General features: G+C 60.7%; 25 protein-coding genes and 1 pseudogene. 9 read left to right on the forward strand and 17 right to left on the reverse strand.

Annotated elements, in window-relative coordinates; all coding sequences use genetic code 11:
• Positions 1–105: 105 nt before the first annotated feature.
• From lysS to TU73_RS10360, 10 genes are all read right to left on the reverse strand, one after another.
• Positions 106–1,608, reverse strand: a complete 1,503-nt coding sequence (lysS, locus tag TU73_RS10310) for a lysine--tRNA ligase (protein WP_057012087.1) — start codon at positions 1,606–1,608, stop codon at positions 106–108.
• A 79-nt stretch (positions 1,609–1,687) separates the two neighbouring features.
• A protein-coding gene (prfB, locus tag TU73_RS10315; RefSeq protein ID WP_108240705.1) for a peptide chain release factor 2 occupies positions 1,688–2,783 on the reverse strand; the annotation gives its coding sequence in 2 pieces (ribosomal slippage) (positions 1,688–2,710 and positions 2,712–2,783; 1,095 coding nt in all).
• 237 nt (positions 2,784–3,020) lie between these two features.
• A complete protein-coding gene (locus TU73_RS10325; protein WP_057012088.1) occupies positions 3,021–4,022 on the reverse strand; it encodes a diguanylate cyclase domain-containing protein in 1,002 nt (333 codons plus the stop codon).
• A gap of 52 nt (positions 4,023–4,074) precedes the next feature.
• Positions 4,075–5,085: a chemotaxis response regulator protein-glutamate methylesterase gene (gene cheB, locus TU73_RS10330; protein ID WP_046071248.1), complete on the reverse strand. Its 1,011-nt coding sequence runs from the start codon at positions 5,083–5,085 to the stop codon at positions 4,075–4,077.
• Positions 5,082–7,349 (reverse strand): hybrid sensor histidine kinase/response regulator, encoded by a 2,268-nt coding sequence (locus tag TU73_RS10335; protein ID WP_057012089.1) that lies wholly within the window; start codon positions 7,347–7,349, stop codon positions 5,082–5,084. Before TU73_RS10335 ends, cheB begins: the two co-directional genes overlap by 4 nt.
• Positions 7,346–8,047, reverse strand: coding sequence for a chemotaxis protein CheW (locus TU73_RS10340; protein ID WP_057012090.1), 702 nt, complete (start codon positions 8,045–8,047; stop codon positions 7,346–7,348). Before TU73_RS10340 ends, TU73_RS10335 begins: the two co-directional genes overlap by 4 nt.
• The gene (locus TU73_RS10345) at positions 8,044–9,303 is read right to left on the reverse strand and encodes a CheR family methyltransferase (protein ID WP_057012091.1); all 1,260 of its coding nucleotides are present in this window, start codon (positions 9,301–9,303) and stop codon (positions 8,044–8,046) included. Before TU73_RS10345 ends, TU73_RS10340 begins: the two co-directional genes overlap by 4 nt.
• A complete protein-coding gene (locus TU73_RS10350) occupies positions 9,300–9,812 on the reverse strand; it encodes a chemotaxis protein CheW (RefSeq protein WP_057012092.1) in 513 nt (170 codons plus the stop codon). The genes TU73_RS10345 and TU73_RS10350 overlap by 4 nt, the downstream gene beginning before the upstream one ends.
• Positions 9,812–11,434, reverse strand: coding sequence for a methyl-accepting chemotaxis protein (locus TU73_RS10355; RefSeq protein WP_057012093.1), 1,623 nt, complete (start codon positions 11,432–11,434; stop codon positions 9,812–9,814). Before TU73_RS10355 ends, TU73_RS10350 begins: the two co-directional genes overlap by 1 nt.
• Before the next feature lie 339 nt (positions 11,435–11,773).
• The gene (locus tag TU73_RS10360; protein WP_057012094.1) at positions 11,774–12,481 is read right to left on the reverse strand and encodes a tellurite resistance TerB family protein; all 708 of its coding nucleotides are present in this window, start codon (positions 12,479–12,481) and stop codon (positions 11,774–11,776) included.
• A gap of 304 nt (positions 12,482–12,785) precedes the next feature.
• Between TU73_RS10360 and TU73_RS10365 the strand changes: the two genes are divergently transcribed.
• Positions 12,786–14,411 carry a glucan biosynthesis protein D gene (locus TU73_RS10365; protein ID WP_057012095.1) on the forward strand — a complete coding sequence of 542 codons (1,626 nt, stop codon included), beginning with the start codon at positions 12,786–12,788 and terminating at the stop codon, positions 14,409–14,411.
• Between the two features lie 53 nt (positions 14,412–14,464).
• On the opposite strand, the gene TU73_RS10370 is transcribed toward TU73_RS10365, so the two are convergent.
• From TU73_RS10370 to TU73_RS10385, 4 genes are all read right to left on the reverse strand, one after another.
• On the reverse strand, positions 14,465–14,650 hold the full coding sequence (locus TU73_RS10370; RefSeq protein WP_043051506.1) for a hypothetical protein: 186 nt from the start codon (positions 14,648–14,650) through the stop codon (positions 14,465–14,467).
• 204 nt (positions 14,651–14,854) lie between these two features.
• Positions 14,855–15,391, reverse strand: a complete 537-nt coding sequence (locus tag TU73_RS10375) for a GNAT family N-acetyltransferase (protein WP_057012096.1) — start codon at positions 15,389–15,391, stop codon at positions 14,855–14,857.
• A gap of 103 nt (positions 15,392–15,494) precedes the next feature.
• Entirely contained in the window at positions 15,495–16,601 is a 1,107-nt protein-coding gene (locus TU73_RS10380; protein WP_057012097.1) for an NADH:flavin oxidoreductase/NADH oxidase, read from the reverse strand.
• A gap of 126 nt (positions 16,602–16,727) precedes the next feature.
• Positions 16,728–18,629, reverse strand: a complete 1,902-nt coding sequence (locus TU73_RS10385; protein WP_057012098.1) for a potassium transporter Kup — start codon at positions 18,627–18,629, stop codon at positions 16,728–16,730.
• A gap of 440 nt (positions 18,630–19,069) precedes the next feature.
• Here TU73_RS10385 and TU73_RS10390 point away from each other — a divergent pair, with 440 nt between their 5' ends.
• Together TU73_RS10390 and TU73_RS29320 are read left to right on the forward strand one after the other, a co-directional pair.
• A complete protein-coding gene (locus TU73_RS10390; RefSeq protein ID WP_057012099.1) occupies positions 19,070–19,474 on the forward strand; it encodes a hypothetical protein in 405 nt (134 codons plus the stop codon).
• Between the two features lie 239 nt (positions 19,475–19,713).
• The gene (locus tag TU73_RS29320) at positions 19,714–19,980 is read left to right on the forward strand and encodes a hypothetical protein (protein WP_231984814.1); all 267 of its coding nucleotides are present in this window, start codon (positions 19,714–19,716) and stop codon (positions 19,978–19,980) included.
• Between the two features lie 39 nt (positions 19,981–20,019).
• Here the strand turns inward: TU73_RS29320 and TU73_RS28220 are convergent.
• Positions 20,020–20,247: pseudogene (locus tag TU73_RS28220) on the reverse strand (hypothetical protein); the annotation flags it as partial.
• Between the two features lie 218 nt (positions 20,248–20,465).
• Between TU73_RS28220 and rimO the strand changes: the two are divergent.
• From rimO to tsaA, 5 genes are all read left to right on the forward strand, one after another.
• The gene (rimO, locus tag TU73_RS10405) at positions 20,466–21,806 is read left to right on the forward strand and encodes a 30S ribosomal protein S12 methylthiotransferase RimO (protein ID WP_005785474.1); all 1,341 of its coding nucleotides are present in this window, start codon (positions 20,466–20,468) and stop codon (positions 21,804–21,806) included.
• Positions 21,807–21,992: 186 nt separating this feature from the next.
• Positions 21,993–22,466 carry a GNAT family N-acetyltransferase gene (locus TU73_RS10410; RefSeq protein ID WP_057012101.1) on the forward strand — a complete coding sequence of 158 codons (474 nt, stop codon included), beginning with the start codon at positions 21,993–21,995 and terminating at the stop codon, positions 22,464–22,466.
• Positions 22,467–22,537: 71 nt separating this feature from the next.
• The gene (locus TU73_RS10415) at positions 22,538–23,248 is read left to right on the forward strand and encodes an rRNA pseudouridine synthase (RefSeq protein WP_057012102.1); all 711 of its coding nucleotides are present in this window, start codon (positions 22,538–22,540) and stop codon (positions 23,246–23,248) included.
• 68 nt (positions 23,249–23,316) lie between these two features.
• A complete protein-coding gene (locus TU73_RS10420) occupies positions 23,317–23,778 on the forward strand; it encodes a YehS family protein (protein ID WP_057012103.1) in 462 nt (153 codons plus the stop codon).
• A gap of 3 nt (positions 23,779–23,781) precedes the next feature.
• Entirely contained in the window at positions 23,782–24,477 is a 696-nt protein-coding gene (tsaA, locus tag TU73_RS10425) for a tRNA (N6-threonylcarbamoyladenosine(37)-N6)-methyltransferase TrmO (protein WP_057012104.1), read from the forward strand.
• 129 nt (positions 24,478–24,606) lie between these two features.
• Here the strand turns inward: tsaA and fpr are convergent, their stop codons facing one another.
• Complete coding sequence (gene fpr, locus TU73_RS10430; RefSeq protein ID WP_003172178.1) at positions 24,607–25,386, reverse strand: ferredoxin-NADP reductase; 780 nt, start codon at positions 25,384–25,386, stop codon at positions 24,607–24,609.
• A 125-nt stretch (positions 25,387–25,511) separates the two neighbouring features.
• Here fpr and TU73_RS10435 point away from each other — a divergent pair, with 125 nt between their 5' ends.
• Complete coding sequence (locus tag TU73_RS10435) at positions 25,512–26,438, forward strand: LysR family transcriptional regulator (protein ID WP_057012105.1); 927 nt, start codon at positions 25,512–25,514, stop codon at positions 26,436–26,438.
• Positions 26,439–26,441: 3 nt separating this feature from the next.
• Here the strand turns inward: TU73_RS10435 and TU73_RS10440 are convergent, their stop codons facing one another.
• Complete coding sequence (locus tag TU73_RS10440; protein ID WP_043048897.1) at positions 26,442–26,804, reverse strand: diacylglycerol kinase; 363 nt, start codon at positions 26,802–26,804, stop codon at positions 26,442–26,444.

The raw sequence follows: 26,804 nt of genomic DNA on the forward strand, positions 1-26,804 counted from the left end.
AAACACATCCTTGAATAGATCAAAACCTGGCGCTGTTCGCTTGACGCTTGAATACGCCACATAAAAAAGCCGCCTTATAAAAGGCGGCTTCGGTTTTCGCTACGGTTACGCTTGTGGCCGCATGTGCGGGAACAGGATCACGTCGCGGATCGACGGCGAGTTGGTCAACAACATCACCAGCCGGTCGATACCGATGCCTTCACCGGCGGTGGGCGGCATGCCGTATTCCAGGGCCCGTACAAAGTCGGCGTCGTAGTGCATGGCTTCGTCATCGCCGGCGTCCTTGTCGGCCACCTGGGCCATGAAGCGCTCGGCCTGATCTTCCGCGTCGTTAAGCTCGGAGTAGGCGTTGGCGATTTCACGGCCACCAATGAACAGTTCGAAACGGTCGGTGACGTTCGGGTTGTCGTCGTTGCGACGGGCCAGCGGCGACACTTCGAACGGGTACTGGGTAATGAAGTGCGGCTGTTCCAACTTGTGCTCCACCAGTTCTTCGAAAATCATCACCTGCAACTTGCCCAGGCCTTCGAAACCCAGCACCTTGGCCCCGGCTTTCTTGGCGATGGCGCGGGCCTTGTCGATGTCATTCAGGTCGTCGGCCGTCAGCTCAGGGTTGTACTTGAGGATCGAGTCGAACACCGACAGACGCACAAACGGCTCGCCGAAGTGGAACACCTTGTCGCCGTACGGCACGTCGGTGCTGCCCAGGACCAGCTGTGCCAGCTCGCGGAACAGTTCTTCGGTGAGGTCCATGTTGTCTTCGTAGTCGGCGTAGGCCTGGTAGAACTCCAACATGGTGAATTCAGGGTTGTGACGGGTCGAGACACCTTCGTTACGGAAGTTGCGGTTGATCTCGAACACTTTCTCGAAACCGCCGACAACCAGGCGCTTGAGGTACAGCTCAGGCGCGATGCGCAGGAACATTTCCATGTCCAGGGCGTTATGGTGGGTTTCGAACGGCTTGGCTGCGGCACCACCTGGGATGGTTTGCAGCATCGGCGTTTCCACTTCGAGGAAGTCACGCTGCATCAGGAAGCTGCGGATGTGCGCAATGACTTGCGAACGCACGCGGAACGTCTGGCGCACGTCTTCGTTGACGATCAGGTCGACATAGCGCTGGCGATAACGCTGCTCGGTGTCGGTCAGGCCGTGGTGTTTGTCCGGCAGCGGACGCAGGGACTTGGTCAGCAGGCGCACGCTGGTCATCTCGACGTACAGGTCGCCCTTGCCGGAACGGGCCAGGGTGCCCTCGGCGGCGATGATGTCGCCCATGTCCCAGGTTTTCACCGAGGCCAGGGTTTCTTCAGAAAGGGTCTTGCGGTTGACGTAGACCTGGATACGCCCGGTCATGTCCTGGATCACCATGAACGAGCCACGGTTGAGCATGATGCGACCTGCCACCTTGACCGGGATCGCAGCCTCTGCCAGCTCTTCCTTGGTCTTGTCCGCGTACTGCTTCTGCAAGGCATCGCAGTAGTTGTCGCGGCGGAAGTCGTTGGGGAAGGCGTTACCCTTGGCGCGCTCGGCAGCAAGCTTTTCCTTGCGCAAGGCGATCAGGGCATTTTCTTCCTGTTGCAGGGCTTGCGGGTCGAGTTGTTGGTCGCTCATGTCTTTAAATATTCCATCAGGTTCGTTGCCCCCAGCCTTCGGCGGGGGATCGCGGGCAAGCCCGCTCCCACAGAGGGTGTTAGAGGCCGGATTTGAGGCTGGCTTCCAGGTATTCGTCGATATCGCCGTCGAGTACCTTGTCACAGTCGCTACGTTCGATATTGGTGCGCAGATCCTTGATCCGCGACGCATCGAGCACGTACGAACGGATCTGGTGACCCCAGCCGATATCCGACTTGGTGTCTTCCAGCGCCTGGGAAGCGGCATTGCGCTTCTGCATTTCCTGCTCGTACAACTTGGCCCGCAGCATTTTCATGGCGGTGTCCTTGTTGGCATGCTGGGAACGCTCGTTCTGGCAGCTGACCACGGTGTTGGTCGGTACGTGGGTGATACGTACGGCCGAGTCAGTGGTGTTTACGTGCTGGCCACCGGCACCGGAGGAACGGTAGGTATCGATGCGCAGGTCGGCCGGGTTGATCTCGATTTCCACCTTGTCGTCGATTTCGGGCGAGACGAACACTGCGGAAAATGAGGTGTGCCGACGGTTGCCGGAGTCGAACGGGCTCTTGCGCACCAAGCGGTGCACGCCGATCTCGGTACGCAGCCAGCCAAAGGCGTATTCACCCTTGATGTGCACGGTCGCGCCCTTGATACCGGCGACTTCACCGGCGGACAGTTCCATGATGGTCGCGTCGAAACCACGCTTGTCGGCCCAGCGCAGGTACATGCGCAACAGGATGTTGGCCCAGTCCTGGGCCTCGGTGCCGCCGGAACCGGCCTGGATGTCCAGGTAGGCGTTGTTCGGGTCCATTTCATGGCTGAACATGCGGCGGAACTCAAGCTTAGCGAGGTTTTCCTCAAGACGGGCCAGCTCGGCGACGACATCGCCCACTGCGCCTTCGTCGTTTTCCTCGACGGCCATGTCCAGCAGGTCACGGCAATCACCCAGGCCGGTGTTCAGTTCATCGAGGGTATCGACGATCTGCGCCAGCGCAGAGCGCTCGCGCCCCAGCTCCTGGGCGTATTCAGGTTTGTTCCAGACGCTCGGATCTTCAAGCTCGCGATTGACCTCGGTCAGACGCTCATGCTTTTGATCGTAGTCAAAGATACCCCCGAATAGTTTCGGAGCGCTCGGACAGGTCCTTGATGGTGTTAAGGATCGGGTTGATTTCCATGGCGGGCAGCACTCGTTGGCGAACTTTTGAAAGCCGGCGAGTATAACGGCAAACGGCTGGAAACGGCAGCCCGCTTGGCCGAAAAGGCGGGGGTTTGTACAGGATCCGCAGCAGAATACAAATCAAATGTGGGAGCTGGCTTGCCTGCGATAGCGGTGTGTCCGTCACAGAAGTATCGACTGATACACCGCTATCGCAGGCAAGCCAGCTCCCACAGGGGGTGGGTGGCGCGTGTGGCTACTCGATACCCACCTGATTACGCCCATTATGCTTGGCCGTATACAGCCCCTTGTCCGCCGCCATGATCAACTGCCGGCAATCCGTGCCCTGTACCGGTGTCATGGTCGACAAGCCGATACTGATGGTCAGGCTCGAACCTTCCACCGGCGCATTGTGCGGGATTTTCAACGCGGCCACCGCCATGCGCAGTTTTTCCGCCACCAGCCGCGCACCGCCCGGGGAGGTATTGGGCAGCACCAGGGCGAACTCTTCACCGCCGTAGCGCGCCGGCAGGTCCGAAGGGCGGCTGCTGGCATCGCGGATGGCTTCGGCGACTTTGCGCAGGGCTTCGTCGCCTTCGACGTGACCGAAGCTGTCGTTGAAGGTCTTGAAGAAATCCACGTCGATCATCAACAGCGACAGTTGGGTCTGATCGCGCATGGCGCGGCGCCATTCCAGTTCAAGGTACTCGTCGAAGTGGCGGCGGTTGGACAACCCGGTCAGGCCGTCGGAATGCATCAGGCGTTGCAGCACCAGGTTGGTGTCGAGCAGCTGTTGCTGGCTGACCCGCAGTGCGCGGTAAGCGGCATCGCGCTGCAACAGGGTCATGTAGGATCGCGAGTGGTAGCGGATGCGGGCCACCAGCTCGATGTTGTCCGGCAGCTTGACCAGGTAGTCGTTGGCCCCGGCGGCAAAGGCCGCGCTCTTGATCAGCGGGTCTTCCTTGGTGGACAGCACGATGATCGGGATATTCGCGGTGGCCGGGTGATTGCGGTATTCGCGCACCAGGGTCAGACCGTCGAGGCCCGGCATCACCAGGTCTTGCAGGATCACCGTCGGCTTGATGCGGATCGCCTGGGCAATCGCCTGGTGCGGGTCGGCGCAAAAGTGGAAGTCGATGTTATCTTCATGGGCCAGGCCACGCCGAACGGCTTCGCCGATCATGGCCTGGTCGTCGACCAGCAACACCATGGCGGCGTTTTCGTCGGTCTTGAAGTCGTCGAGCTGTAAATCATTCATGTGCAATCACCTGAATTACTACCTGCAAGCCAGCACGGCGGGAGATTTTTGTTCATTTCGCAAAGACCTCCAGCAATCGGGGCGCAATTCTATCCAGTGGGCGAATTTCAACAGCGGCGTCGATCGCCGCTGCCGCTTTGGGCATGCCATACACCGCCGAACTCTGCTGGTCCTGGGCGATGGTCAAATATCCTTGTTCCCGCATCAACTTGAGGCCCTGGGCGCCATCGCGCCCCATACCGGTCAGCAAGACGCCGACGGCATCGCCGTTCCAGTGACTGGCGACGCTTTCGAAAAATACGTCGATGGAAGGCCGGTAGATCTCGTTCACCGGCTCTGCCGTATAGGCTAGCGTGCCATTTTTCAACAAGCGAATATGGTGGTTGGTACCGGCCAGCAATACCACGCCGGTTTGCGGCGGCTCGCCTTCACAGGCCAGGCGTACCGGCAGGCCGGAGGCGCTGCTCAACCATTCGGCCATGCCCGCGGCGAACACCTGGTCCACGTGCTGCACCAGGACGATGGCGGCGGGGAAATTGCGCGGCAAACCCTTGAGCAGGATCTCCAGGGCCGCCGGTCCACCGGCCGAAGAACCAATGGCCACCAACCGTTGACGCTTGCCAGTGATGCGCTGCGTCGGGGTTTCGACACGCACGCGACTGCCGCGCTGGCCGACCAGCCAGCCGATATTGAGGATCTTGCGCAACAACGGCGCGGCCGCATCCTTGGGGTTGCCCACACCCAGCGCCGGCGTATCCACCACGTCCAGGGCGCCATGGCCCATGGCCTCGAATACGCGACTGACGTTGGCCTGGCGGTCGACCGTGACGATCACGATCGGACAGGGTGTGTCGGCCATGATCTGGCGGGTAGCCTCGACCCCATCCATGACGGGCATGATCAGGTCCATCAGGATCAGGTCCGGGGTCAGTTCGGCGCAACGCTGCACCGCTTCCAGGCCATTGCTGGCCACCCACACCACCTCATGGGCGGGCTCGAAACTCAAGGCACGACGCAATGCCTCTACGGCCAGGGGCATGTCGTTGACGATCGCAATCCTCATGCCCGGGCGCCTCCGATCAGTTCAACCACGGCGTCGAGCAAGGCGTCGTCATGGAAACTGGCTTTGGCTAGATAATAGTCGGCACCGGCGTCGAGCCCACGGCGCCGGTCTTCTTCACGATCCTTGTAGGAAACCACCATCACCGGCAACGATTGCAGGCGACTGTCACGACGCAAGAGTGTGACCAATTCAATACCGTCCATGCGAGGCATATCAATGTCAGTGATAAGCAGGTCGAAGTCCTCGGAGCGCAATGCGTTCCAGCCATCCATGCCATCGACCGCAACAGCCACTTCATAACCACGATTGAGTAATAATTTGCGCTGCAGCTCGCGTACGGTCAGCGAGTCGTCCACCACCAGCACGCGCTTGCGCGGTGCTTCGCTGGCCTGCTGGCTGCGCCGGGCGATACGCTCCAGGCGGCCGGTGTTGAGCAACTTGTCCACCGAACGCAGCATGTCTTCGACGTCGACGATCAACACCACCGAGCCATCATCGAGCAGGGCCCCCGCAGAAATATCCTGCACCTTGCCCAGGCGATCATCCAGGGGCAACACCACCAGGGTGCGCTCACCGACAAAGCGTTCCACGGCAATCCCGTACACGGCGTCACGCTCGCGGATCACCACCACTTTCAAGGTCTCCGAAGGCGTTTGCCCCGGCGGGCGCTGCAACAACTGGCTGGCGGCTACCAGGCCGACGTGCCGGCCCTCATGCCAAAAGTGCTGGCGGCCCTCCAACTGCACGATGTCGTCGGGCGCCAGGTCGCACATGCGTTCGATATGGGCCAGCGGAAAGGCATAGGCTTCTTCGCCCACTTCCACCACCAGGCTGCGCACCACCGACAAGGTCAACGGCACTTCCAGGTGGAAGCGGCTGCCCTGCCCCGCCGTCTGCTCCAGCACCACCGCGCCGCGCAGTTGCCGGACCATGTGCTGCACCGCGTCCAGGCCGACGCCGCGCCCGGACACTTCGGTGACTGTGTCGCGCAGGCTGAAACCGGGCAGGAACAGGAACGTCAGCAGTTCCTCTTCGCTCAAGCGCAGGGCGGTGTCGACCGGCGACAGGTGCCGGTCGACGATGGCGCCGCGCAGGCGCTCGAGGTCGACACCGTTGCCGTCATCGCTCAACTCCAGCACCAGCAGCCCGGCCTGGTGGGATGCACGCAGGCGGATCAGGCCTTCCGCGGGCTTGCCTGCCAGCATGCGCTGTTCGGGCGTTTCGATACCGTGGTCGACGGCATTGCGTAGTAAATGAGTGAGCGGCGCTTCGAGTTTTTCCAGTACATCGCGGTCGACCTGGGTCTTCTCGCCCTCGATCTCCAGGCGCACTTGCTTGCCCAGGCTGCGGCCCAGGTCACGCACCATGCGCACCTGCCCGGCCAGCACGTCGGCAAACGGACGCATGCGGCAGGCCAACGCAGTGTCGTAGAGCACCTGGGCACGCTGCCCGGCCTGCCAGCCGAATTCATCCAGCTCGGCGTGTTTTTCCGCCAGCAGCGTCTGGGCTTCGCCCAACAGGCGACGGGTATCGGCCAGGGCCTCCTGGGCTTCCAGGCTCAAGTCCAGGGCCTTGAGCTGACCGTCCAACGTGTCCAGGGCGCGCAAGCCGTTGCTTTGAATGCGCTTGAGGCGTTGCATGCTCGCCAGGTACGGCTTGAGCCGTTGGGTTTCCACCAGGGACTTGCTGGACAGGTCCAACAGGCTGTTCAAGCGCTCGGCCGTCACCCGCAGTACGCGCTCGCCGCCTTCGGTCATGCGTTTGTTCTGGCGCGGCCCTTCACTGCTGGCCGGCGGTGCTGGCTCCGGTTCCTGCGGCACTTCCTCAACGAGGGGCGCAGGCCCGGACTTTGGCGCACCCATGGCGGTGGGCTGTGTCGGATCGAGCAAACGCTCCATCAGCGCCACATACACCTCGATATCTATGGCCCCCACATCATTGCCCGGCGTGGCGATACGCATCAGCAGATCGGTGCCTTGCAGCAACGCGTCGATATGTTCGGGTTGCAGATACAGGCGGCCTTCCTGGGCACTGACCAGGCAATCTTCCATGACGTGGGCCACGCTGACCCCGGCATCCACGCCGACAATCCGCGCCGCGCCCTTGAGCGAGTGCGCGGCGCGCATGCACGCCTCGAGCTGGTCGGCCTGGGTTGGGTTGCGCTCCAGCGCCAAAAGGCCCGCGCTCAATACTTGTGTCTGCGCATCGGCCTCCAGGCTGAACAGTTCCAACAGCGAGGCATCGCGCATCTGGTCAGGGGTCATGCGAGGCTCCGAGTCACGGCGGACAACAATTGCGCTTCGTCCAGCCAGCGCAGGCTGCGGCCTTTCCACTGCAACACGCCCTGGGTGTAGCGTGCGCTGGCCTGGGTACCGGAGGCCGACGCCGCCTTCAGGATGCGTTCATCGATGGCATGGATGCCATCCACTTCGTCCACCGGCACGACCACCGGGCCGTCCTGAGCCGCGATGATCAACATGCGCGGCATGATGCGCACGCCGCTGGCACCGGCACTGGTACTGTCCAGGCCCAGCAGTTCTACCAGTGACAGGCACGCCACCAACGCGCCCCGCACATTGGCCACGCCCAGCAGCGCCCGGGAACGCTGGTGCGGCAGGGAGTGGATCGGCTGCAATGGCGCCACTTCCACCAGGCAGCGGGTAGCAATACCGAGCCATTCCTCGCCGAGGCGGAACATCAACAGGGAACGGGTGACTACCTCGTTATCCGCTTCGACGGCAGTCTGCGGGCGATGGTCGTCCTGCTGCAATGCATAGCGGTCCAGCAGGCGCGTGGCGGCGGCGGAGTACACCGAACAATTGCGGCAGTGGATGTGCTCAGCCAGCAACGGGCAAGACTTGTCGCCATGAATGCCGATGCGATTCCAGCAGTCGTCGATGGCTTGGGTATCGGTCAGCGTCAGGTCCAGGCCTGCGGTGTCGAGCGCGTCAGGGCTACTCATGGTTTGGACTCACTGTCTGCTCGCTCGCTACGGGCGGCACGCGCCTGAAGACGGCGCGCCCCCGCACTGTCGCCCTGGGACTCGAGCAGCGCGGCCAGATGCATCAAGGCCTGCGGATGCTGCGGTTCCAGGTACAAGGCTTTGCGGTAATACCCCTGGGCCTCCAGGGCGCTGCCGGCCACATCGCTGAGCAGCCCCAGCCAGCAGAACACCTGGGCAGCCGGTGGATGGCTGCCCAAATAGCGTTCGCAGGCGGCTCGGGCGTCGGCACTTTTGCCTTCATTGGCCAGGGTCGCGATCTGGCTGAGCAGCTCGCCGGCATCGGTGGGTGGCATTTTGGCCGGCGGCGCTGGCGGGCAGGGCTTGCTGAACGGACGCGGCTTGAGCGGTATCGGTGCCGCGCTGCGCTGCGGCGTTGGCGCGGGCATCGGTACAAATACCGGTGCCGGCGGTGTCTGTTCTATATGCCGGCTAAAGGCAAAGGATTGCGGTACGCCAATCGAACGCATGCCGTGGCGCCCCAGCAGGCTGCCCTCGGCCGGGCCGATAAACAGCACGCCGTCCACGTGGGTCAGTTCCTTGAGCACGTCAAAGACTTGCTTTTGAGTCGGCTGGTCGAAATAGATCAGCAGGTTGCGGCAGAACACAAAGTCATAGATTGGCTCGTTGGCCAGCAGTGCCGGGTCGAGCAAGTTGCCGACTTGCAGGCGGACTTGCTCACGTACCCGGTCGGCGATGCGGTAACCGCCCGCCTCTTCGGTGAAATGGCGGTCGCGAAACTCAAGATCGGCGCCGCGAAACGAGTTCTTGCCGTATACACCGTGCCGCGCACGCTCCACCGACAAGGGGCTGACGTCCATCCCCTGCACCTTGAACTGATGGGGTGCCAAGCCCGCGTCGAGCAAGGCCATGGCAATCGAATAGGGCTCTTCGCCGGTAGAACACGGCAGGCTGAGAATGCGTAGGGCGCGCATCTGCTTGATGTCGGCCAGGCGTGCCTGGGCCAGGCGAGCCAAGGTTGCAAAGGATTCGGGGTAGCGGAAAAACCAGGTCTCGGGGACGATCACCGCTTCGATCAGCGCCTGCTGCTCGTCATGGGAGTTTTGCAGGTGCTGCCAGTAAGCCTGCGCCGACTGTGCCTGGGATGACTGGCAGCGCTGACGCACGGCACGCTCGATGATCGCCTCGCCCACCGAAGCAACGTCCAGGCCGATGCGTTCTTTCAAGAACGCCGAAAAACGCGGGTCGCTGCTCATAAACTCAACTCGGCGGAAAACAGCAAGGCGCGCACTTCAGCGGTCAGCAGCTCGGCGACGCCAATCCACTGCGTCAAGCCCCGGGCATCCTCGCGCACCGGCCCCAGGTACGGCGCCTGCTGGTTGTCCAGGCCATAGGGCTGGAACTCGGCGGGGTCGCAACGCAGGGTGTCGGTGGCCTGCTCCAGGATCAGCCCCAGCCAGCGCGCTTGGCTCCAGGGCTGCGGCTGGTAATTGACCAGCACCAGCCGCGTACTGGTGCGGGCCCGGGCCGAAGTGCCGAACGTCAGGGCGCTCATGTCGATCACCGGCACCAGCGCCCCGCGATGGGCGAAGATACCCGCTACCCACAGGGGCGCATGGGCGATGGGTTTGAGCGGCAGGCGCGGCAGCACCTCCGCCACTTCGGTGGCCTTGAGGGCAAAGCGTTCGTTGCCGATGTGGAACACCAGGAACAACGCCTTTTTCGCTGCCGGGACGGCGCCGCGTTTAGCCGCAATATCGCTCATCAGACTTTGAAACGCGACACGCCGCTGCGCAGACCGACCGCAACCTGGCTCAGTTCATCAATGGCGAAGCTTGCCTGGCGCAGGGATTCGACGGTCTGGCTGCTGGCATCGCCCAATTGCACCAGCGCGTGGTTGATCTGTTCGGCGCCGGTGGCCTGGGCCTGCATGCCTTCGTTGACCATCAACACCCGCGGCGCCAGGGCCTGGACCTGATGGATGATCTGCGACAACTGCTCGCCGACTTGCTGCACTTCGAACATGCCCCGGCGTACTTCCTCGGAGAACTTGTCCATGCCCATCACCCCCGCCGACACTGCCGACTGGATCTCACGCACCATTTGCTCGATATCGTAGGTGGCTACGGCAGTCTGATCGGCCAGGCGGCGCACTTCGGTGGCTACCACGGCAAAACCACGACCGTATTCGCCGGCTTTCTCCGCCTCGATAGCGGCGTTGAGCGACAACAGGTTGGTCTGGTCAGCCACCTTGACGATGGTCACCACCACCTGGTTGATATTGCCGGCCTTCTCGTTGAGGATCGCCAGCTTGGCGTTGACCAGGTCGGCCGCGCCCATTACCGAGTGCATGGTTTCCTCCATGCGCGCCAGGCCCTGCTGGCCTGAACCGGCGGCGACCGAGGCCTGGTCAGCGGCGGTGGACACTTCGGTCATGGTGCGGACCAGGTCCTTGGAAGTGGCAGCGATCTCGCGGGACGTGGCGCCGATTTCAGTGGTGGTAGCCGCGGTTTCGGTAGCAGTGGCCTGTTGCTGCTTGGAGGTCGCGGCAATCTCGGTGACCGAGGTGGTGACCTGCACCGATGAACGCTGTGCCTGGGATACCAGGGCGGTCAGTTCGGTCATCATGTCGTTGAAGCCGGTTTCGACAACGTTGAATTCGTCCTTGCGCTCCAGGTTCAGGCGCTTGCTCAGGTCACCGGTGCGCATGACTTCGAGGATTTCGACGATGCGCTGCATCGGCGCCATGATCGCGCGCATCAGCAACAGGCCGCACAACGCGGCGGCGAGAATCGCCAACAGCAGCGAGACGCCCATGCTGACCTTCGCGGCCGCGACGGCATCATCGATGGCGGCCGTGGCATTGTCGGCGACCTGTTTGTTCTCATTGATAATGTCGTTGAGCTTCATGCGGCCTGCGGTCCAGGCAGGCGTCAGTTGCTCGTTGAACAGTCTCAGCGCCTCAGCCGGATTGTTGTTCTGATGGGCCGCCAGGACCTGGGCGAGAATCGCGTTGTAGTTCTGGTGCAGTTTTTCGAAGGCGTCGAATTGGGTGCGGTCCTGGGTAATATTGATCGTCCCCGCGTAGCTGGCCATGTGCTGCTCAAGCCGCGCCTCGAACGACTTGTAGTCCTGCTTGTCTTCCTCGGAAATGCTCTGGTTCTCGTGGATCCCGACCAATTCCTGGGTCTGCAGGTAGCTGTCGACCCAGGCACTGCGAATCATCGAACTGAAAAACACCCCTGGCACGGCATCGTCACGGACTGAATTTTCGCTGGCTTCGATCTTCAGCAGACGCGAATACGAGAGCACCACCATCAGTAGCATGATCGCGATAATTACCGCAAAGCTCGCCAAAATCCTTTGGCGCAGGGTCCAGTTCTTCACAGTAATTCCTCGCAGGGCCATTCAAATGGAGGGGAGTATAGCTGAGCGGATGCCTGCGTTTATCAACGCTTTTGAGGGCGCGTGCACAGAATGAAAATGTTGGATGGATATCACCTGTGGCGATGGACCTTGCTCCCTCGTGGGCCCGAAAGCCCACGCAGATCCAACTGACGGACCTCAGTTCAAATGTGGGAGGGGGCTTGCCCCCGATGGCGGCCTTGGGGCCGGCCGGGATACAGAGGCGGGACGCCTGAGATCAGGATCAAAGGCAAGATCAAGTGCGGCCCGCCTCACATCGTGCTTACCGTTGGCCTACAGAGTTGCGCCGGTTGCCTTAACTTATGTGTTGAGGCGCACCTGCTTTTCCAATTCCAGCTTCAAACCGGGCTCAAGCTTCAGTTGGCGAGCCAATTCGTCCAGATAGGACTTCTCCATGAAGTTTTCCTCGTCCACCAGCATCACGCTGGCGATGTACATCTCGGCAGCCATCTCCGGGGTGCTGGCGGTACGGGCGACGTCGGCAGGGTCCAGGGGCTTGTTGAGTTCGGCATGCAGCCAGTGCTGCAGCTCCTGGTCGTTGTCCAGCTTGGTGAATTCCCCTTCGATCAACGCACGTTCGCGTTCATCCACATGCCCGTCAGCCTTGGCCGCCGCCACCAGGGCCTTGAGGATGCCCTGGCTGTGTTGCTCGACCTGGGCCGGTGGCAGGCGGTCGATGGTTTGTGGCTCGCCCTGGGGAGCGCTGGCCTGCTGGGCCTGCCAGTTGCCATAGGCTTTGTAGGCAATCACACCCAATGCAGCCAAGCCACCGTATGTCAGGGCCTTGCCGCCGAATTTGCGCGCCTTCTTGTTACCCAGCAGCAAGCCCATGGCCCCGGCCGCCAGGGCGCCGCCGCCAGCACCGCCGAGCAGGCCACCGAGCCCGCCGCCGCCGAGCAAACCGCTCAGGGCGCCTTTGTCATTGGACTTCCCCTGGCCGCCAGCCTTGTTCTGCAACATGTCCTGACCAGACTTGAGCAACTGATCGAGCAATCCACGGGTATTCATTTGTAGCCTCCAGACACTTGAGTTCGTAGGAACAATAGGCCCTCAGCGTAAAACTAAGTGCCAAGGAGCCACGATCTAGAGTGCTTCCAGATGTAACGTTTGCCTGCCACGCTGGAAATGTCTTGTTGCACATGCAACGCCATCATCACGCCATCAATCATTTTTCCTTATCCATCGAACCGCTTAAGCTATCCGGCGTCTGTTTAATGTCCGTTGCGTTTGGCCGAAGGCATGTCCGAACCGTTATTTCTGATCCATTACGTGCCAGGAACGGCGCGGGATTTGCTCACGACAGGTTGTCTCTATGCACCGCAGGAATTTGCTCAAAGCATCCATGGCCATTGCGGCTTATACCGGTTTGTCGGCCAGTGGCCTGCTGGCCGCGCAGGCTTGGGCCGGGAACCGGGCCGCCGATGGCAAGGCCGTGGCGTTCGATTTCGAATCGCTGAAAGCGCAAGCCAAGCAATTGGCCACCCGTGGCTATCAGGACACTAAACAGGTACTGCCACCGACCCTGGCAAGCATGACCCCACAGAATTTCAATGCCATTGGCTATGACGGCAACCATTCATTGTGGAAAGAGCTGAACGGGCAACTCGACGTGCAGTTCTTCCACGTCGGCATGGGCTTCAAGACGCCGGTGCGCATGCACAGTGTCGATCCCAAGACCCGCGAGGCCCGCGAAGTGCATTTCCGCCCTTCGCTGTTCAACTATGAAAAAACCACGGTGGACACCCAGCAACTGACTGGCGACCTGGGTTTTTCCGGCTTCAAGCTGTTCAAGGCGCCGGAACTGGACCGCCATGACGTGCTGTCGTTTCTCGGCGCCAGCTACTTTCGCGCAGTGGACTCCACCGGCCAATACGGGCTCTCGGCCCGTGGCCTGGCGATTGATACCTACGCGAAAAAACGCGAAGAATTCCCCGATTTCACGCAGTTCTGGTTCGAAACCCCGGACAAGAACGCCACGCGTTTTGTGGTCTATGCCCTGCTCGACTCGCCAAGCGCCACTGGCGCCTACCGCTTCGATATCGACTGTCAGGCCAATCAGGTCGTAATGGCGATCGATGCGCATATCAATGCGCGCACCGCCATCGAACAACTGGGCATCGCGCCGATGACCAGCATGTTCAGCTGCGGTACCCACGAGCGGCGCATGTGCGACACCATCCACCCGCAAATCCACGATTCGGACCGCCTGGCCATGTGGCGCGGCAATGGCGAGTGGATCTGCCGCCCGCTGAACAACCCGGCCAAGCTGCAATTCAATGCGTTCGCCGACACCGACCCCAAAGGCTTCGGCCTGGTGCAGACCGATCATGAATTCGCCAGCTACCAGGACACCGTCGACTGGTACAGCAAGCGCCCCAGCCTATGGGTAGAACCTACCACTGCGTGGGGCGAAGGCTCGATCGACCTGCTGGAAATCCCCACCACCGGCGAAACCCTGGACAACATCGTGGCCTTCTGGACCCCGAAAAACCCCGTGGCCGCCGGTGATTCGCTCAACTATGGCTACAAGCTGTACTGGAGCGCATTGCCACCGGTGAGCACGCCGCTGGCACAGGTCGACGCGACTCGTTCGGGCATGGGTGGATTTACCGAGGGCTGGGCGCCCGGCGAGCATTACCCGCAGGTGTGGGCACGGCGTTTCGCCGTCGACTTCAAGGGCGGCGGCCTGGATCGCCTGCCAGCGGGCACCGGCATCGAACCGGTGGTGACCTGCTCCCATGGTGAGGTAAAGGATTTCAGCGTGCTGGTGCTGGACAATATCAAGGGCTATCGCATCCTGTTCGACTGGTACCCCACCAGCGACAGCGTGGAGCCGGTGGAGCTGCGCCTGTTTATTCGCACCCAGGACCGAACCTTGAGCGAAACCTGGCTCTACCAGTACTTCCCGCCTGCGCCGGAGCAGCGCAAGTACACCTGAGGTGAGCTTCGCGATCATTCCCACGCGAGAACGTGGGAGTGACCGCATATAGCTCAGAAGCGCGATACGCTTTTCATCGCACCAATCAAGTACCGCATCGCCACCTGATCGCTTTCGGTCAGCGCCCGATACTGGGCCAGCAGCTCCATTTCATCCGAACTCAACCTTCGATCCCGCAAGGACATCCGGCGGCTGAGGAAAGACGCCACCGCACCCGCTACGCCATAGGACTTGGCCATGGACTGTTACTCCTGATATCAGTCAAATACTCCTGGTGCCCACTTCCCAACTCCCCGAAGCGCAACGCTTTCGTGGACAAGCAACCTGCCTCCCTGGGCCAGGAACCAGACTTACCCTAATCTTAGAAACTATCTCGCCGCACGTGGGATTTTTTTAGAGTATTAACTTAAAAAAATAGCCTGGGTAATAAAACCCTACAGCCGTTACTCACACAGTGGTCGATACAGGTGAATGTCTAACGGCTCCTGTGCATACAGCTCGGCATGGGGTTGCTGCAACAGTCGGCAACCATGGCGCAGGTAAAAGTCCACGGTGTTACGCGACGACGTGGCCGAGATATACAGCGCTTGAGCCCCCACTTGCCGGCCGTGCTCGCAGGCCAGCACCAACAACCGGCTGCCCAGGCCCGAGCCACGGGCCGCGTGACTGACATGCAGGAACTTCAACTGCCGCATCAGCAAGCCCTGTTGATGGAAAGGCCGATTGTCCACCACCACAGCGGCGACCAGCGTCTGGCCGTCAAATACGCCCCATAACCATCCGCCACGCTGGAGGCAGGCCCGCAGAGCCACTGCATCCTGCTCGGCCTCGCCTTCGGGCCAGCCGCGCATATCATGGTGCGCGGCATACAACACCAGTTCACCGCGATCCATGCGATAGCACGCCTGGATCAGTTCCGTACGGTCGATGGTTGCCAGCAAGGGGATATCGTTTTCGGTTAACGCGCGTTCCACCAGCATAGGGGTCTCCTGCTTCACGGCCACCAAGGATCAGCCTTCCGTTAAACGCGAGCAAGAAAAAACCCACCGTGTCAGGGTGGGTCTGGCAGGGCCGTGTGCAAGATCAATCGCGCAGATCCGACTCATGGATCGGCTGGTCGCGATGGGTCGCCCGCTGGTATTGCGCCGGCCAGATGGCCTTGCGCCCACCCAGGTCATCGTCGGCATGCAGCGGCCAGTACGGGTCGCGCAACAATTCACGGGCCAGGAAGATAATGTCGGCCTGGCAGGTGCGCAGGATGTGCTCGGCCTGGGCCGGTTCGGTGATCATGCCGACCGTGCCGGTGGCGATGCCCGACTCCTTGCGCACCCGCTCGGCGAAGCGCGTCTGGTAGCCGGGGCCGGTTGGGATTTCGGCATTGGCGGCAGTGCCCCCGGACGACACGTCGATCAGATCGACGCCCAGGTCTTTCAGGCGGCGCGCCAGCTCCACGGTTTCATCCGGGTTCCAGCCGTCTTCCACCCAATCGGTGGCCGATACCCGCACAAACAGCGGCAACTCCTGGGGCCATGCGGCGCGCACCGCCTGGGTCACCTCAAGCACCAGGCGAATGCGGTTTTCGAACGAGCCACCGTAGTGATCCTGACGCTGGTTGCTGATCGGCGAAAGAAACTGGTGCAGCAGGTAACCGTGGGCAGCATGGATTTCCACCACTTTAAATCCGGCACTTAAGGCGCGATTGGCGGCGGCAACAAAATCGGCGATCACTTGCTGGATCTGCCCTTCGTCCAGTGGCTTGGGCTGGGTGTGATTCGGGTCGAAGGCAATCGGTGATGGCCCCACCGGCACCCAGCCGCCTTCGTCCGGCTTGACGCTGCCGTGCTTGCCGATCCAGGGCCGATGGGTGCTGGCCTTGCGCCCGGCATGGGCCAGCTGAATACCTGCCACCGCCCCCTGAGCCGCGATAAAGCGCGTGATGCGCCGCAGCGGTTCGATCTGGGCGTCGTTCCACAGGCCCAGGTCCTGGGCGGTGATGCGCCCGTCGGCCGTCACGGCGGTGGCTTCGGTGAAAATCAGCCCGGCGCCCCCCACGGCGCGGCTGCCGAGATGCACCAGGTGCCAGTCGTTGGCCAGGCCATCATCGCTTGAGTATTGGCACATCGGCGAGACCGCGATGCGGTTGAGCAGGGTCAATTGGCGCAGGGTATAGGGTTCGAGCAGCTGACTCATGGCGCACCTCTTCTGGGTTCTATGGGCACTGTTCAACAGTGCTTAGAGCCTAGTCGACAACCATCGATTGCACAGGGTTCAGAAAGGAAAGCGGGAGCCGATTGCCGGCTCCCGTGGTGCAGCGCCTTACATTTCGACCTGGGTGCCCAGCTCGATCACGCGGTTTACCGGCAGCTTGAAGAAGCGCAGGTTGCCGTTGGCGTTCTTCAACATGAAGGCGAACAGGGCTTCGCGCCAGCGCGCCATGCCCTTGATACGCGAGGCGATCACCGTTTCGCGGCTGAGGAAATAGGTGGTGCGCATCGGGCTGAAATCCAGCTCATCCAGATGGCACAGCTTCAGTGCTTCGGGCACATCCGGCTCGTCGGTAAAGCCGAAGTGCAGGATCACGCGGAAGAAGCCTTCGCCGTAGGAATCCACCTCGAAGCGCCGTGCGGCAGGCACCCTCGGAATATCTTCGTAGACCACCGTCAGCAACACCACCTGCTCATGCAACACCTGGTTATGCAGCAGGTTGTGCAACAGCGCATGGGGCACCGCATCCGGACGTGCGGTGAGGAACACCGCAGTACCCTGCACGCGATGGGGCGGCTGCACGCGGATGCTGTTGATAAAAATCGGCAACGGCAAACCGCCTTCGTCGAGGCGCTCGACCAGCAATTGCTTGCCGCGCTTCCAGGTGGTCATCAACACAAACAAGACGATCCCGGCCAGCACCGGAAAGGCGCCACCCTGGATCACCTTGGGCACGTTGGCCGCGAAGAACAGGCCGTCCACCAACAGGCAGCAGAGCAACACCGGCACAGCCAGCACCGGTGGCCATTTCCACAGCAGCAGCATGACCGCCGACACCAGGATAGTGGTCATCAGCATGGTGCCCGTCACCGCTACGCCGTAGGCCGAAGCCAGGGCGCCGGAGGACTCGAAGCCCAGCACCAGCAGGATCACACCCACCATCAGCGACCAGTTCACGGCGCCGATGTAGATCTGGCCCTGCTCGGCGCTGGAGGTGTGCTGAATATGCATACGCGGGATGTAACCGAGCTGGATCGCCTGGCGAGTCAATGAGAACGCACCAGAGATCACCGCCTGGGATGCAATCACCGTGGCCAGCGTGGACAAGCCCACCAGCGGGATCAGCGCCCAGCTCGGCGCCAGCAGGTAGAACGGGTTGCGTGCCGCTTCCGGATCACCCAGCAGCATGGCGCCCTGGCCGAAATAGTTGAGCACCAGCGCCGGCAGCACCAGGATGAACCAGGCACGGGCAATGGGTTTGCGGCCGAAGTGGCCCATGTCGGCGTACAGCGCTTCGGCGCCGGTCAACGCCAGCACCACCGCGCCGAGGATCGCCACGCCGATACCGGGATGCACCATAAAGAAGCGCACGCCCCATGCCGGGTTCAGTGCATTCAACACTTCGGGCTGCTGCAGAATGCCGTACACACCCAGCCCTCCCAGCACCAGGAACCAGGTGACCATCACCGGGCCGAACAGCTTGCCGATGCGATCGGTGCCGTGCTTCTGGATCAGAAACAGCGCCACCAGCACAATCAACGCGATGGGCACCACCCATTTTTCCAGGCCGTCGAACGCCAGCTCCAGGCCTTCGATGGCCGACAACACGGAAATGGCCGGGGTGATCATGCTGTCGCCATAGAACAGCGCCGCGCCACACAGGCCGCATACCACCAGGAAACTGCGCAGTTTTGCACGCTCCCCGGCCGCTCGCCGCGCCAATGCAGTGAGCGCCATGATGCCGCCCTCGCCCTGGTTGTCGGCACGCAGCACGAACAGCATGTACTTGATCGACACCACCCAGATCAGCGACCAAAAGATCAGTGCCAGGATCCCCAAGACGCCGTCATGGTTGACCTGCACCCCATAACCGCCGTTGAACACCTCTTTAAGGGTGTAGAGCGGGCTGGTCCCGATATCGCCATAAACCACACCGACCGCTGCCACCAGCATGCCAATCGGCTTGGCGTTTGAATGCTCGGCACCTGTTGCCTGACTACTTGCCTGACCCATCAACCACTCCTGCCCTTTGACCCGAGGTCTTTTATAAACAGCACGTCTAAGCTGACCTAGCATGCGCTGTTTTACTTCTCGTAACAGACGTTTTATTGACCCAAGGGCTTTACCCATGAGCAAGGCGCGAAGCATAGCGCAGCACTCGTCGCATTTCCCTGTATAAAGCTGGTCAAGTGCGTTGCCCGTCGCTAGAATTGCGCACTTTTTGATCAGAGGCGCACCAAGCGCCCATCCGTTGCTTTGTCGTGCACGACTGGCAGCGTCATTCAATACCGAGGTTAGCCAACCCCAAGGTTGGCTTTGTTTCCCTGGGTTGCCCCTAAGATCTTTACTCCACACCTTCATTTTCTTGATCTTTAGTAACAACCCCCTTAAAGGCAAGGCCATAGGCGGTTGGCAAAAATGGGATAGAATGAAGGCTGACGGAGGGATACAGCGTGAACAAAGCAGCTCAGCAAAAAAAACATACCCGAATTACGTACGGCAAAATGGTGTCCGTGACCATTCGTGGCCGGGACGGAAGCTTCAAGGCTCTCCTTTCAAGCGCGGACGATGTGGTTGAACGGCATGTCACGAAAAGCCTTTCGAGCAGCGTTTTGAGTCAAAAAGACTCAACGCATCGTCCAGTGCGTGCGCCCCACCTGGCGGGCCTTGAACGCGATCTGGAAGAGCTGAAGAAGGTTGTTGCGGCACTGGCCGTGCGCTCGGTTGCGCATGAAGAGAAGGCCGCTGATTTTGATGTCGAGGGCTTAACCGTGCTTGACGCCAACACAGCGTACCAACTGCTAGATAATCCCCCCGAGCCCACTGACACACTTCGCAACCTGCTTGCCTTGCGCTAAGGGCTTTCAATGGACTTCATCACTGTCGACTTCGACAAGTCGATTGATCGCTCTGCATTTGATTGCGGGGCACACCCAGCCTTGAACACGTACATTGCCCAGCACGCAGGGCAAGACCAAAAGCGAAACGTCTCCCGCACATTCATGTACGTCGAAGATGGGGCGATGCTGGGCTATTACACCCTAGCGAACGCCTCTGTAGCCCTTGAAGAGCTAAGCGATGACCAAAACGGTACCCTATGCCGGCAGTGCTTTTGAGTCGTCTGGCGATCGACAAGGGTACTCAAAGCAAGGGGCTCGGCCAGAGATTGATGTCTGACTTCTTCCGCCGTGTGTACACGGTCTCCAAGCAGTCTGGTGTAGCGTTTGTGATCGTCGATGCAAAAGACCAAGATGCTGCGGATTACTATCAACGTAAGTTAGGGTTTCTGCCATCCACGAATAACCCCCTTCGCTTGGTACTTTCTACCGCAACCTTCATCCAGACGTTGGATGCACGAAAGTAACCTCCCGCAGACATAGCTCGTACCTGGTCATCCACAGGGCAGCAGTGCACTTTGATTGCCCTGGTAGTCGTCGAACAGTTCCACCGGCAGTTGCAGCGGCGAGCGAACGCCAAAGAAGCTGTCGGCCCAAGTGCCTACGAACAGCTCCCCGTCACCCTGCTGCTGCCAGACGAAGTCGGCGATGTTGAAAACCCGGGCCGGGCTATCCATGGCTTGGTAGCCAGCGGCCAGGCTTTAAAAGAACGGCGCGTTGACGCGGGCGTAAGCCAATCCGAGACACGCAAGCACAAGCAGAAGTGTTGATTGGTCTAGATTGGGGCAATGCACAGGTCGAGCGCAGCACTCGTCGCATTTCCCCGCATAAAGCTGGTCAAGTGCGTTGCCCGTCGCTAGAATTGCGCACTTTTTGATCAGAGGCGCACCAAGCGCCCATCCGTTGCTTTGTCGTGCACGACCGGCAGCGTCATTCAATACCGAGGTTAGACATGTCAACCACCATCGCAAAAGCCAACCCCAAGGTTGGCTTTGTTTCCCTGGGTTGCCCGAAGGCCCTGGTCGACTCCGAGCGCATCCTCACGCAATTGCGGATGGAAGGCTATGACGTCGTGTCCACTTACCAGGACGCCGACGTGGTGGTGGTCAACACCTGCGGCTTCATCGACTCGGCCAAAGCCGAGTCGTTGGAGGTGATTGGCGAAGCCATCAAGGAAAATGGCAAGGTCATCGTGACCGGCTGCATGGGTGTGGAAGAAGGCAATATCCGCAACGTGCACCCAAGCGTGCTGGCCGTGACCGGCCCGCAGCAGTACGAGCAGGTGGTCAACGCCGTGCACGACGTGGTGCCACCACGCCAGGACCACAACCCGTTGATCGACCTGGTGCCGCCCCAAGGCATCAAGCTGACCCCGCGCCACTACGCATACCTGAAGATTTCCGAAGGCTGCAACCACAGCTGCAGCTTCTGCATCATTCCGTCGATGCGCGGCAAACTGGTGAGTCGCCCGGTCGGTGACGTGCTCGACGAGGCCCAGCGCCTGGTCAAGTCCGGCGTCAAGGAGCTGCTGGTGATCTCCCAGGACACCAGCGCCTACGGCGTCGACGTGAAATACCGCACCGGCTTCTGGAACGGCGCGCCGGTGAAAACCCGTATGACCGAACTCTGCGAAGCCTTGAGCAGCCTGGGTGTGTGGGTGCGCCTGCACTACGTTTACCCGTACCCGCACGTGGACGAGCTGATCCCGTTGATGGCCGCCGGCAAGATCCTGCCGTACCTGGACATTCCGTTCCAGCACGCCAGCCCTAAAGTACTCAAGGCCATGAAACGCCCGGCCTTCGAAGACAAGACCCTGGCGCGGATCAAGAACTGGCGCGAGATCTGCCCGGAACTGATCATCCGTTCCACCTTCATCGTCGGCTTCCCCGGCGAAACCGAAGAAGACTTCCAGTACCTGCTCGACTGGCTGACCGAAGCGCAACTGGACCGCGTTGGCTGCTTCCAGTACTCGCCGGTGGAAGGCGCTCCGGCCAACCTGCTGGACCTGGCCGTGGTGCCGGACGACGTCAAGCAGGACCGTTGGGAGCGTTTCATGGCACACCAGCAGGCGATCAGTTCGGCACGCCTGCAACTGCGCATCGGCAAGGAAATCGAAGTGTTGATCGATGAAGTCGACGAGCAAGGCGCGGTTGGCCGCTGCTTCTTCGATGCCCCGGAAATCGACGGCAACGTATTTATCGACGATGCCAGCGGCTTGAAGCCCGGCGACAAGGTCTGGTGCACCGTGACCGATGCCGACGAGTACGACTTGTGGGCTGAAAAACGCGACTGATAGCATTTGCGTAATTGATCGTTCCCAGGCTCTGCGTGGGAACGCCTCAGCGTCCCGCCAGCCGGCGCCGACAATGAGGATCAAGAGGTAATATTTTTGAAAAAGCCCTGCCTCTGACAAGATGCGGGGCTTTTGTCGGGCTATCGTTTTGCCCATCAACGCCAATTACGGCAAGGGGCAGCGGGCATGCGGCAGCATTCGGTTATCCACACACCTAAAAACAGCGACTACGAACGCCTGACGCAAATCTGGGAAGATTCGGTACGCGCCACCCATGACTTCCTGCCAGGCAGCTATATCGACTTGCTGAAAAACCTGGTGCTGACCCGCTACCTGGATGCGGTGATGCTGATCTGCACCAAGGACTCACGCCAACGTATCACCGGGTTCGCCGGGGTGGCGGCGGGCAAGGTAGAGATGCTGTTTATCGACCCGCAATACCGTGGCCAGGGCCTGGGCCGGCAGTTACTGGCCTATGCGATCGAACATATGAATGCCGAGGAGCTGGACGTCAACGAACAGAACCCCCTGGCCCTGGGCTTTTACTTAAAACAAGGCTTCGAGGTGATCGGACGCACGGAGCATGACGGCCTTGGCCAGCCCTACCCGTTGCTGCATATGCGTTTGCGCCAGGCGCGACAACAGACGCGCCAGGGCTAAATGAAATGGGCTCGGGATTAACCGGCGCCAGGCAGGTACAATAGCCGCCCCCTTTTGCTACGGCCCTTGTCATGACTGACCCCATACGCCTCTCCAAACGTCTTATCGAACTGGTCGGCTGCTCCCGTCGGGAGGCTGAGCTGTTTATCGAAGGCGGCTGGGTCTCGGTGGACGGCGAAGTGATCGACGAGCCGCAGTTCAAGGTCACGACCGAGAAAGTCGAGCTGGATCCGGAAGCTAAAGCCACCGCGCCAGAGCCGGTCACCATCCTGTTGCATGCACCGGCGGGCATGGATGCTGAAACCGCCATGGCCTTGATCAGCGCCGAGACCCTGTCCGAAGAACACCGCTTCAGCAAGCGCCCGCTCAAGGGGCATTTCCTGCGCCTGACCGCCAGCGCCGACCTGCAAGCCAAGGCCAGCGGCCTGCTGGTGTTCACCCAGGACTGGAAGATTCTGCGCAAGTTGACTGCCGATGCCGCCAAGATCGAGCAAGAGTACGTGGTAGAGGTCGAAGGCGACATGGTTGCCCACGGCCTCAACCGCCTGAACCATGGACTGACCTACAAAGGCAAAGAGCTGCCGGCCGTCAAAGCCAGCTGGCAGAACGAAAACCGCCTGCGCTTTGCGATGAAAAACCCGCAACCCGGCGTGATCGCGCTGTTCTGCGAAGCGGTTGGCCTGAAAGTCATCGCCATCCGCCGTATCCGCATCGGCGGCGTGTCCATCGGCAAGGTGCCAGTTGGCCAATGGCGCTACTTGTCCGGCAAAGAGAAGTTCTAAGTCGTTCCCCCTTTCCCGACACCGCCCGATTGGGCGGTGTCCACCGTTGAAAACCAGGATTGCCCACCATGATTCACAACGACGTACTGCGCAGCGTGCGCTACATGCTCGACATCAGCGACAACAAGATGGTCGAGATCATCAAGCTCGGCGGCATGGACGTGACCAAGGAAGACCTGCTGACCTACCTCAAGAAAGATGAGGAAGAAGGCTTTGTGTTCTGCCCGGATGAGGTCATGGCCCACTTCCTCGATGGCATGGTGATCTTCAAGCGCGGCAAGGACGAAAGCCGTCCGCCGCAGCCGATTGAAACCCCGGTGACCAACAACATTATCCTTAAAAAGCTGCGCGTGGCCTTCGAGCTGAAAGAAGACGACATGCATGCGATCCTCAAGGCAGCCGAATTTCCGGTGTCCAAGCCTGAACTGAGCGCGCTGTTTCGCAAGTTCGGTCACACCAACTACCGCCCGTGCGGCGACCAGTTGCTGCGTAATTTCCTCAAGGGCCTGACCCTGCGGGTTCGCGCTTAAGCCATGAGTTACCAGGTCTCGCCCGTCGGCTTCGTACGCTCCTGCTTCAAGGAGAAGTTCGCCATCCCGCGCCAACCGCAACTGGCGCCGGCCGCCCGCGGCGTGCTGGAGTTGGTGGCGCCGTTCGACCAGGGTGAGGCGGTGCAGGGGCTGGAGCAGGTCAGCCATGTGTGGTTGCTGTTTCTGTTTCACCAGGCTCTGGAAGATAAACCCCGATTGAAAGTGCGCCCGCCACGTTTGGGTGGCAATACGTCCATGGGCGTGTTTGCCACCCGTGCGACCCATCGCCCCAATGGCATCGGCCAGTCGGTGGTGAAACTGGACAAGGTGGAGCCGGGGCGACTGTGGATTTCCGGCATTGACTTGCTCGATGGCACGCCGGTGCTGGATATCAAGCCGTATGTCCCTTATGCCGATATCGTTGATGCGGCCACCAACGCCATCGCCAGCGATGCGCCCCCGCTGATCGGCGTGCAATGGCTCAAGGCTGCACTGCAACAGGCGCAAGGCCACGCCCAGCGCCTTGGTGAACCGTTGGTGGAGCTGATTGAACAGTGTCTGGCACAGGATCCGCGGCCGGCGTATCAGGTTCCTACGTCCGAACGGGAATACGGTGTGCGGTTCTGGGATGTGGATGTGCGCTGGCACTACCCGGAGCCGGGGATGATTTGTGTACTGGAAGTGGTTCCCGCCGGATAAATCGGAGACTGAATGTGGGAGGGGGCTTGCTCCCGATAGCAGTGGGTCAGTCACCAGATGCAGTGACTGACACTCCGCCATCGGGGGCAAGCCCCCTCCCACATTTTGGATCTGCTTACCGACGCTGTATTACTTCTCGACGAACGCACGCTCGATCAAGTAATCACCCGGCTCACGCATCCGAGGCGAAACCTTCAGACCGAAGCTGTTCAACACTTCGCTGGTCTCGTCCAACATGCTTGGGCTGCCGCACAGCATGGCGCGGTCGTCCTCGGGGTTGATCGGCGGCAGGCCGATGTCGCTGAACAGTTTGCCGCTGCGCATCAGATCGGTCAGGCGGCCTTCGTTTTCGAACGGCTCGCGGGTCACGGTCGGGTAGTAGATCAACTTTTCACGCAGGGCCTCGCCGAAGAATTCGTTCTGCGGCAGGTGCTCGGTGATGAATTCGCGGTAGGCGACTTCGTTGACGTAACGCACGCCGTGGCACAGGATCACTTTTTCGAAACGCTCGTAGGTTTCCGGGTCCTGGATCACGCTCATGAAGGGCGCGAGGCCAGTACCGGTGCTGAGCAGGTACAGGTGCTTGCCCGGCTTCAAATCGTCAAGCACCAGGGTGCCTGTCGGTTTTTTGCTGATGATGATCTCGTCGCCTTCCTTCAAGTGCTGCAATTGGGAAGTCAGCGGGCCATCGGGCACCTTGATGCTGAAGAACTCCAGATGCTCTTCCCAGTTCGGGCTGGCAATCGAGTAAGCACGCATGAGCGGGCGGCCGTTGGGCTGTTGCAGGCCGATCATCACGAACTGACCGTTCTCGAAGCGCAAGCCCGGATCGCGGGTGCACTTGAAGCTGAACAGAGTGTCGTTCCAGTGATGAACACTGAGGACACGCTCGTGGTTCATGTTGCTCATGTACGGGGGACTCCTGGAAATGGGTCTGCGCCAAAGATACAGATGCGCAATTGCACAGTATTCTAATGGCGGCGACAATATCTGTTAACTGGATTATTAAGATAAGGGTTATCGGTTATATCGATATGCGATTTACTCTCCGTCAACTGCAAGTCTTCGTCGCCGTCGCCCAGCAAGAAAGCGTCTCCCGCGCCGCTGGCCTTCTGGCCTTATCTCAATCCGCCGCCAGCACCTCGATTACCGAGCTGGAGCGCCAATCCAGCTGCCAATTATTCGACCGCGCCGGTAAACGCCTGAGCCTCAACGCCCTCGGCCATCAGCTGTTGCCCCAGGCTGTGGCGCTGCTGGACCAGGCCAAGGAAATTGAGGACCTGCTCAACGGCAAGTCCGGCTTCGGTTCCTTGGCGGTTGGCGCCACCCTGACCATCGGCAATTACCTGGCGACATTGTTGATCGGTAGTTTTATGCAGCAGCATCCCGAGAGCCAAGTGAAGCTGCACGTACAGAACACTGCGCATATCGTGCATCAGGTGGCGCACTACGAAATTGACCTGGGTCTAATCGAAGGCGACTGCAGCCACCCGGATATCGAGGTGCAAACCTGGGTGGAGGACGAACTGGTGGTGTTTTGTGCGCCGCAGCATCACCTGGCCAAGCGTGGCGTGGCAAGCATGGAGGAGTTGACCCATGAAGCCTGGATCTTGCGGGAACAAGGCTCGGGCACGCGCCTGACCTTCGACCAGGCCATGCGTCACCACCGCAGCGCGCTGAATATCCGCCTGGAGCTGGAACATACCGAGGCGATCAAACGGGCGGTGGAGTCTGGTTTGGGGATTGGTTGCATTTCGCGGCTGGCGCTACGAGATGCGTTCCGTCGTGGCAGCCTGGTGCCGGTGGAGACTCCGGACCTGGACCTGGCCCGGCAGTTCTACTTCATCTGGCATAAGCAGAAGTACCAGACCTCGGCCATGCGCGAGTTCCTGGAGCTGTGCCGCGCCTTCACCGCGGGGGTGCAGCGCAGCGACGAGATCGTACTGCCGAGTATCGCTTGATGCTCAGACGAGGATCACCGCCCATACCAAGGTGATCATGGTCAGCGCCACGAATTGCGCGGCGCTGCCCATGTCCTTGGCGTTTTTGGACAAGGGATGGCGGTCCAGGGAAATGCGGTCAATGGCTGCTTCTACCGCAGAGTTGAGCAATTCGACAATCAACGCCAGCAGGCACACCGCAATCAGCAGCGCCCGCTCAACCCGGCTGACCTGCAGGAAAAAGCTCACTGGGATCAGGATCACGTTCAGCAACACCAACTGACGGAATGCCGCCTCGCCAGTGAAAGCCGCGCGCAGGCCATCCAGAGAATAGCCCCCTGCATTGAAGATACGTTTGATACCGGTTTGACCCTTGAAAGGCGACAT

The sequence above is a fragment of the Pseudomonas libanensis genome (assembly GCF_001439685.1).
GTDB lineage: Bacteria > Pseudomonadota > Gammaproteobacteria > Pseudomonadales > Pseudomonadaceae > Aquipseudomonas > Aquipseudomonas libanensis.

What these genes read in the sequence shown, in the direction of transcription:
- TU73_RS10375 (WP_057012096.1), bottom strand. Translation starts at nt 15,391, where the DNA reads ATGCTGGTGGAACGCGCGTTAACCGAAAACGATATCCCCTTGCTGGCA.
- TU73_RS10345 (WP_057012091.1), bottom strand. Translation starts at nt 9,303, where the DNA reads ATGAGCAGCGACCCGCGTTTTTCGGCGTTCTTGAAAGAACGCATCGGC.
- lysS (WP_057012087.1), bottom strand. Translation starts at nt 1,608, where the DNA reads ATGAGCGACCAACAACTCGACCCGCAAGCCCTGCAACAGGAAGAAAAT.
- TU73_RS29320 (WP_231984814.1), top strand. Translation starts at nt 19,714, where the DNA reads ATGCCGGCAGTGCTTTTGAGTCGTCTGGCGATCGACAAGGGTACTCAA.
- cheB (WP_046071248.1), bottom strand. Translation starts at nt 5,085, where the DNA reads ATGAGGATTGCGATCGTCAACGACATGCCCCTGGCCGTAGAGGCATTG.
- TU73_RS10370 (WP_043051506.1), bottom strand. Translation starts at nt 14,650, where the DNA reads ATGGCCAAGTCCTATGGCGTAGCGGGTGCGGTGGCGTCTTTCCTCAGC.
- TU73_RS10420 (WP_057012103.1), top strand. Translation starts at nt 23,317, where the DNA reads ATGATTCACAACGACGTACTGCGCAGCGTGCGCTACATGCTCGACATC.
- TU73_RS10440 (WP_043048897.1), bottom strand. Translation starts at nt 26,804, where the DNA reads ATGTCGCCTTTCAAGGGTCAAACCGGTATCAAACGTATCTTCAATGCA.
- TU73_RS10340 (WP_057012090.1), bottom strand. Translation starts at nt 8,047, where the DNA reads ATGAGTAGCCCTGACGCGCTCGACACCGCAGGCCTGGACCTGACGCTG.
- TU73_RS10385 (WP_057012098.1), bottom strand. Translation starts at nt 18,629, where the DNA reads ATGGGTCAGGCAAGTAGTCAGGCAACAGGTGCCGAGCATTCAAACGCC.
- tsaA (WP_057012104.1), top strand. Translation starts at nt 23,782, where the DNA reads ATGAGTTACCAGGTCTCGCCCGTCGGCTTCGTACGCTCCTGCTTCAAG.
- fpr (WP_003172178.1), bottom strand. Translation starts at nt 25,386, where the DNA reads ATGAGCAACATGAACCACGAGCGTGTCCTCAGTGTTCATCACTGGAAC.
- TU73_RS10350 (WP_057012092.1), bottom strand. Translation starts at nt 9,812, where the DNA reads ATGAGCGATATTGCGGCTAAACGCGGCGCCGTCCCGGCAGCGAAAAAG.
- TU73_RS10335 (WP_057012089.1), bottom strand. Translation starts at nt 7,349, where the DNA reads ATGACCCCTGACCAGATGCGCGATGCCTCGCTGTTGGAACTGTTCAGC.
- TU73_RS10325 (WP_057012088.1), bottom strand. Translation starts at nt 4,022, where the DNA reads ATGAATGATTTACAGCTCGACGACTTCAAGACCGACGAAAACGCCGCC.
- rimO (WP_005785474.1), top strand. Translation starts at nt 20,466, where the DNA reads ATGTCAACCACCATCGCAAAAGCCAACCCCAAGGTTGGCTTTGTTTCC.
- TU73_RS10380 (WP_057012097.1), bottom strand. Translation starts at nt 16,601, where the DNA reads ATGAGTCAGCTGCTCGAACCCTATACCCTGCGCCAATTGACCCTGCTC.
- TU73_RS10365 (WP_057012095.1), top strand. Translation starts at nt 12,786, where the DNA reads ATGCACCGCAGGAATTTGCTCAAAGCATCCATGGCCATTGCGGCTTAT.
- TU73_RS10435 (WP_057012105.1), top strand. Translation starts at nt 25,512, where the DNA reads ATGCGATTTACTCTCCGTCAACTGCAAGTCTTCGTCGCCGTCGCCCAG.
- TU73_RS10415 (WP_057012102.1), top strand. Translation starts at nt 22,538, where the DNA reads ATGACTGACCCCATACGCCTCTCCAAACGTCTTATCGAACTGGTCGGC.
- TU73_RS10410 (WP_057012101.1), top strand. Translation starts at nt 21,993, where the DNA reads ATGCGGCAGCATTCGGTTATCCACACACCTAAAAACAGCGACTACGAA.
- TU73_RS10360 (WP_057012094.1), bottom strand. Translation starts at nt 12,481, where the DNA reads ATGAATACCCGTGGATTGCTCGATCAGTTGCTCAAGTCTGGTCAGGAC.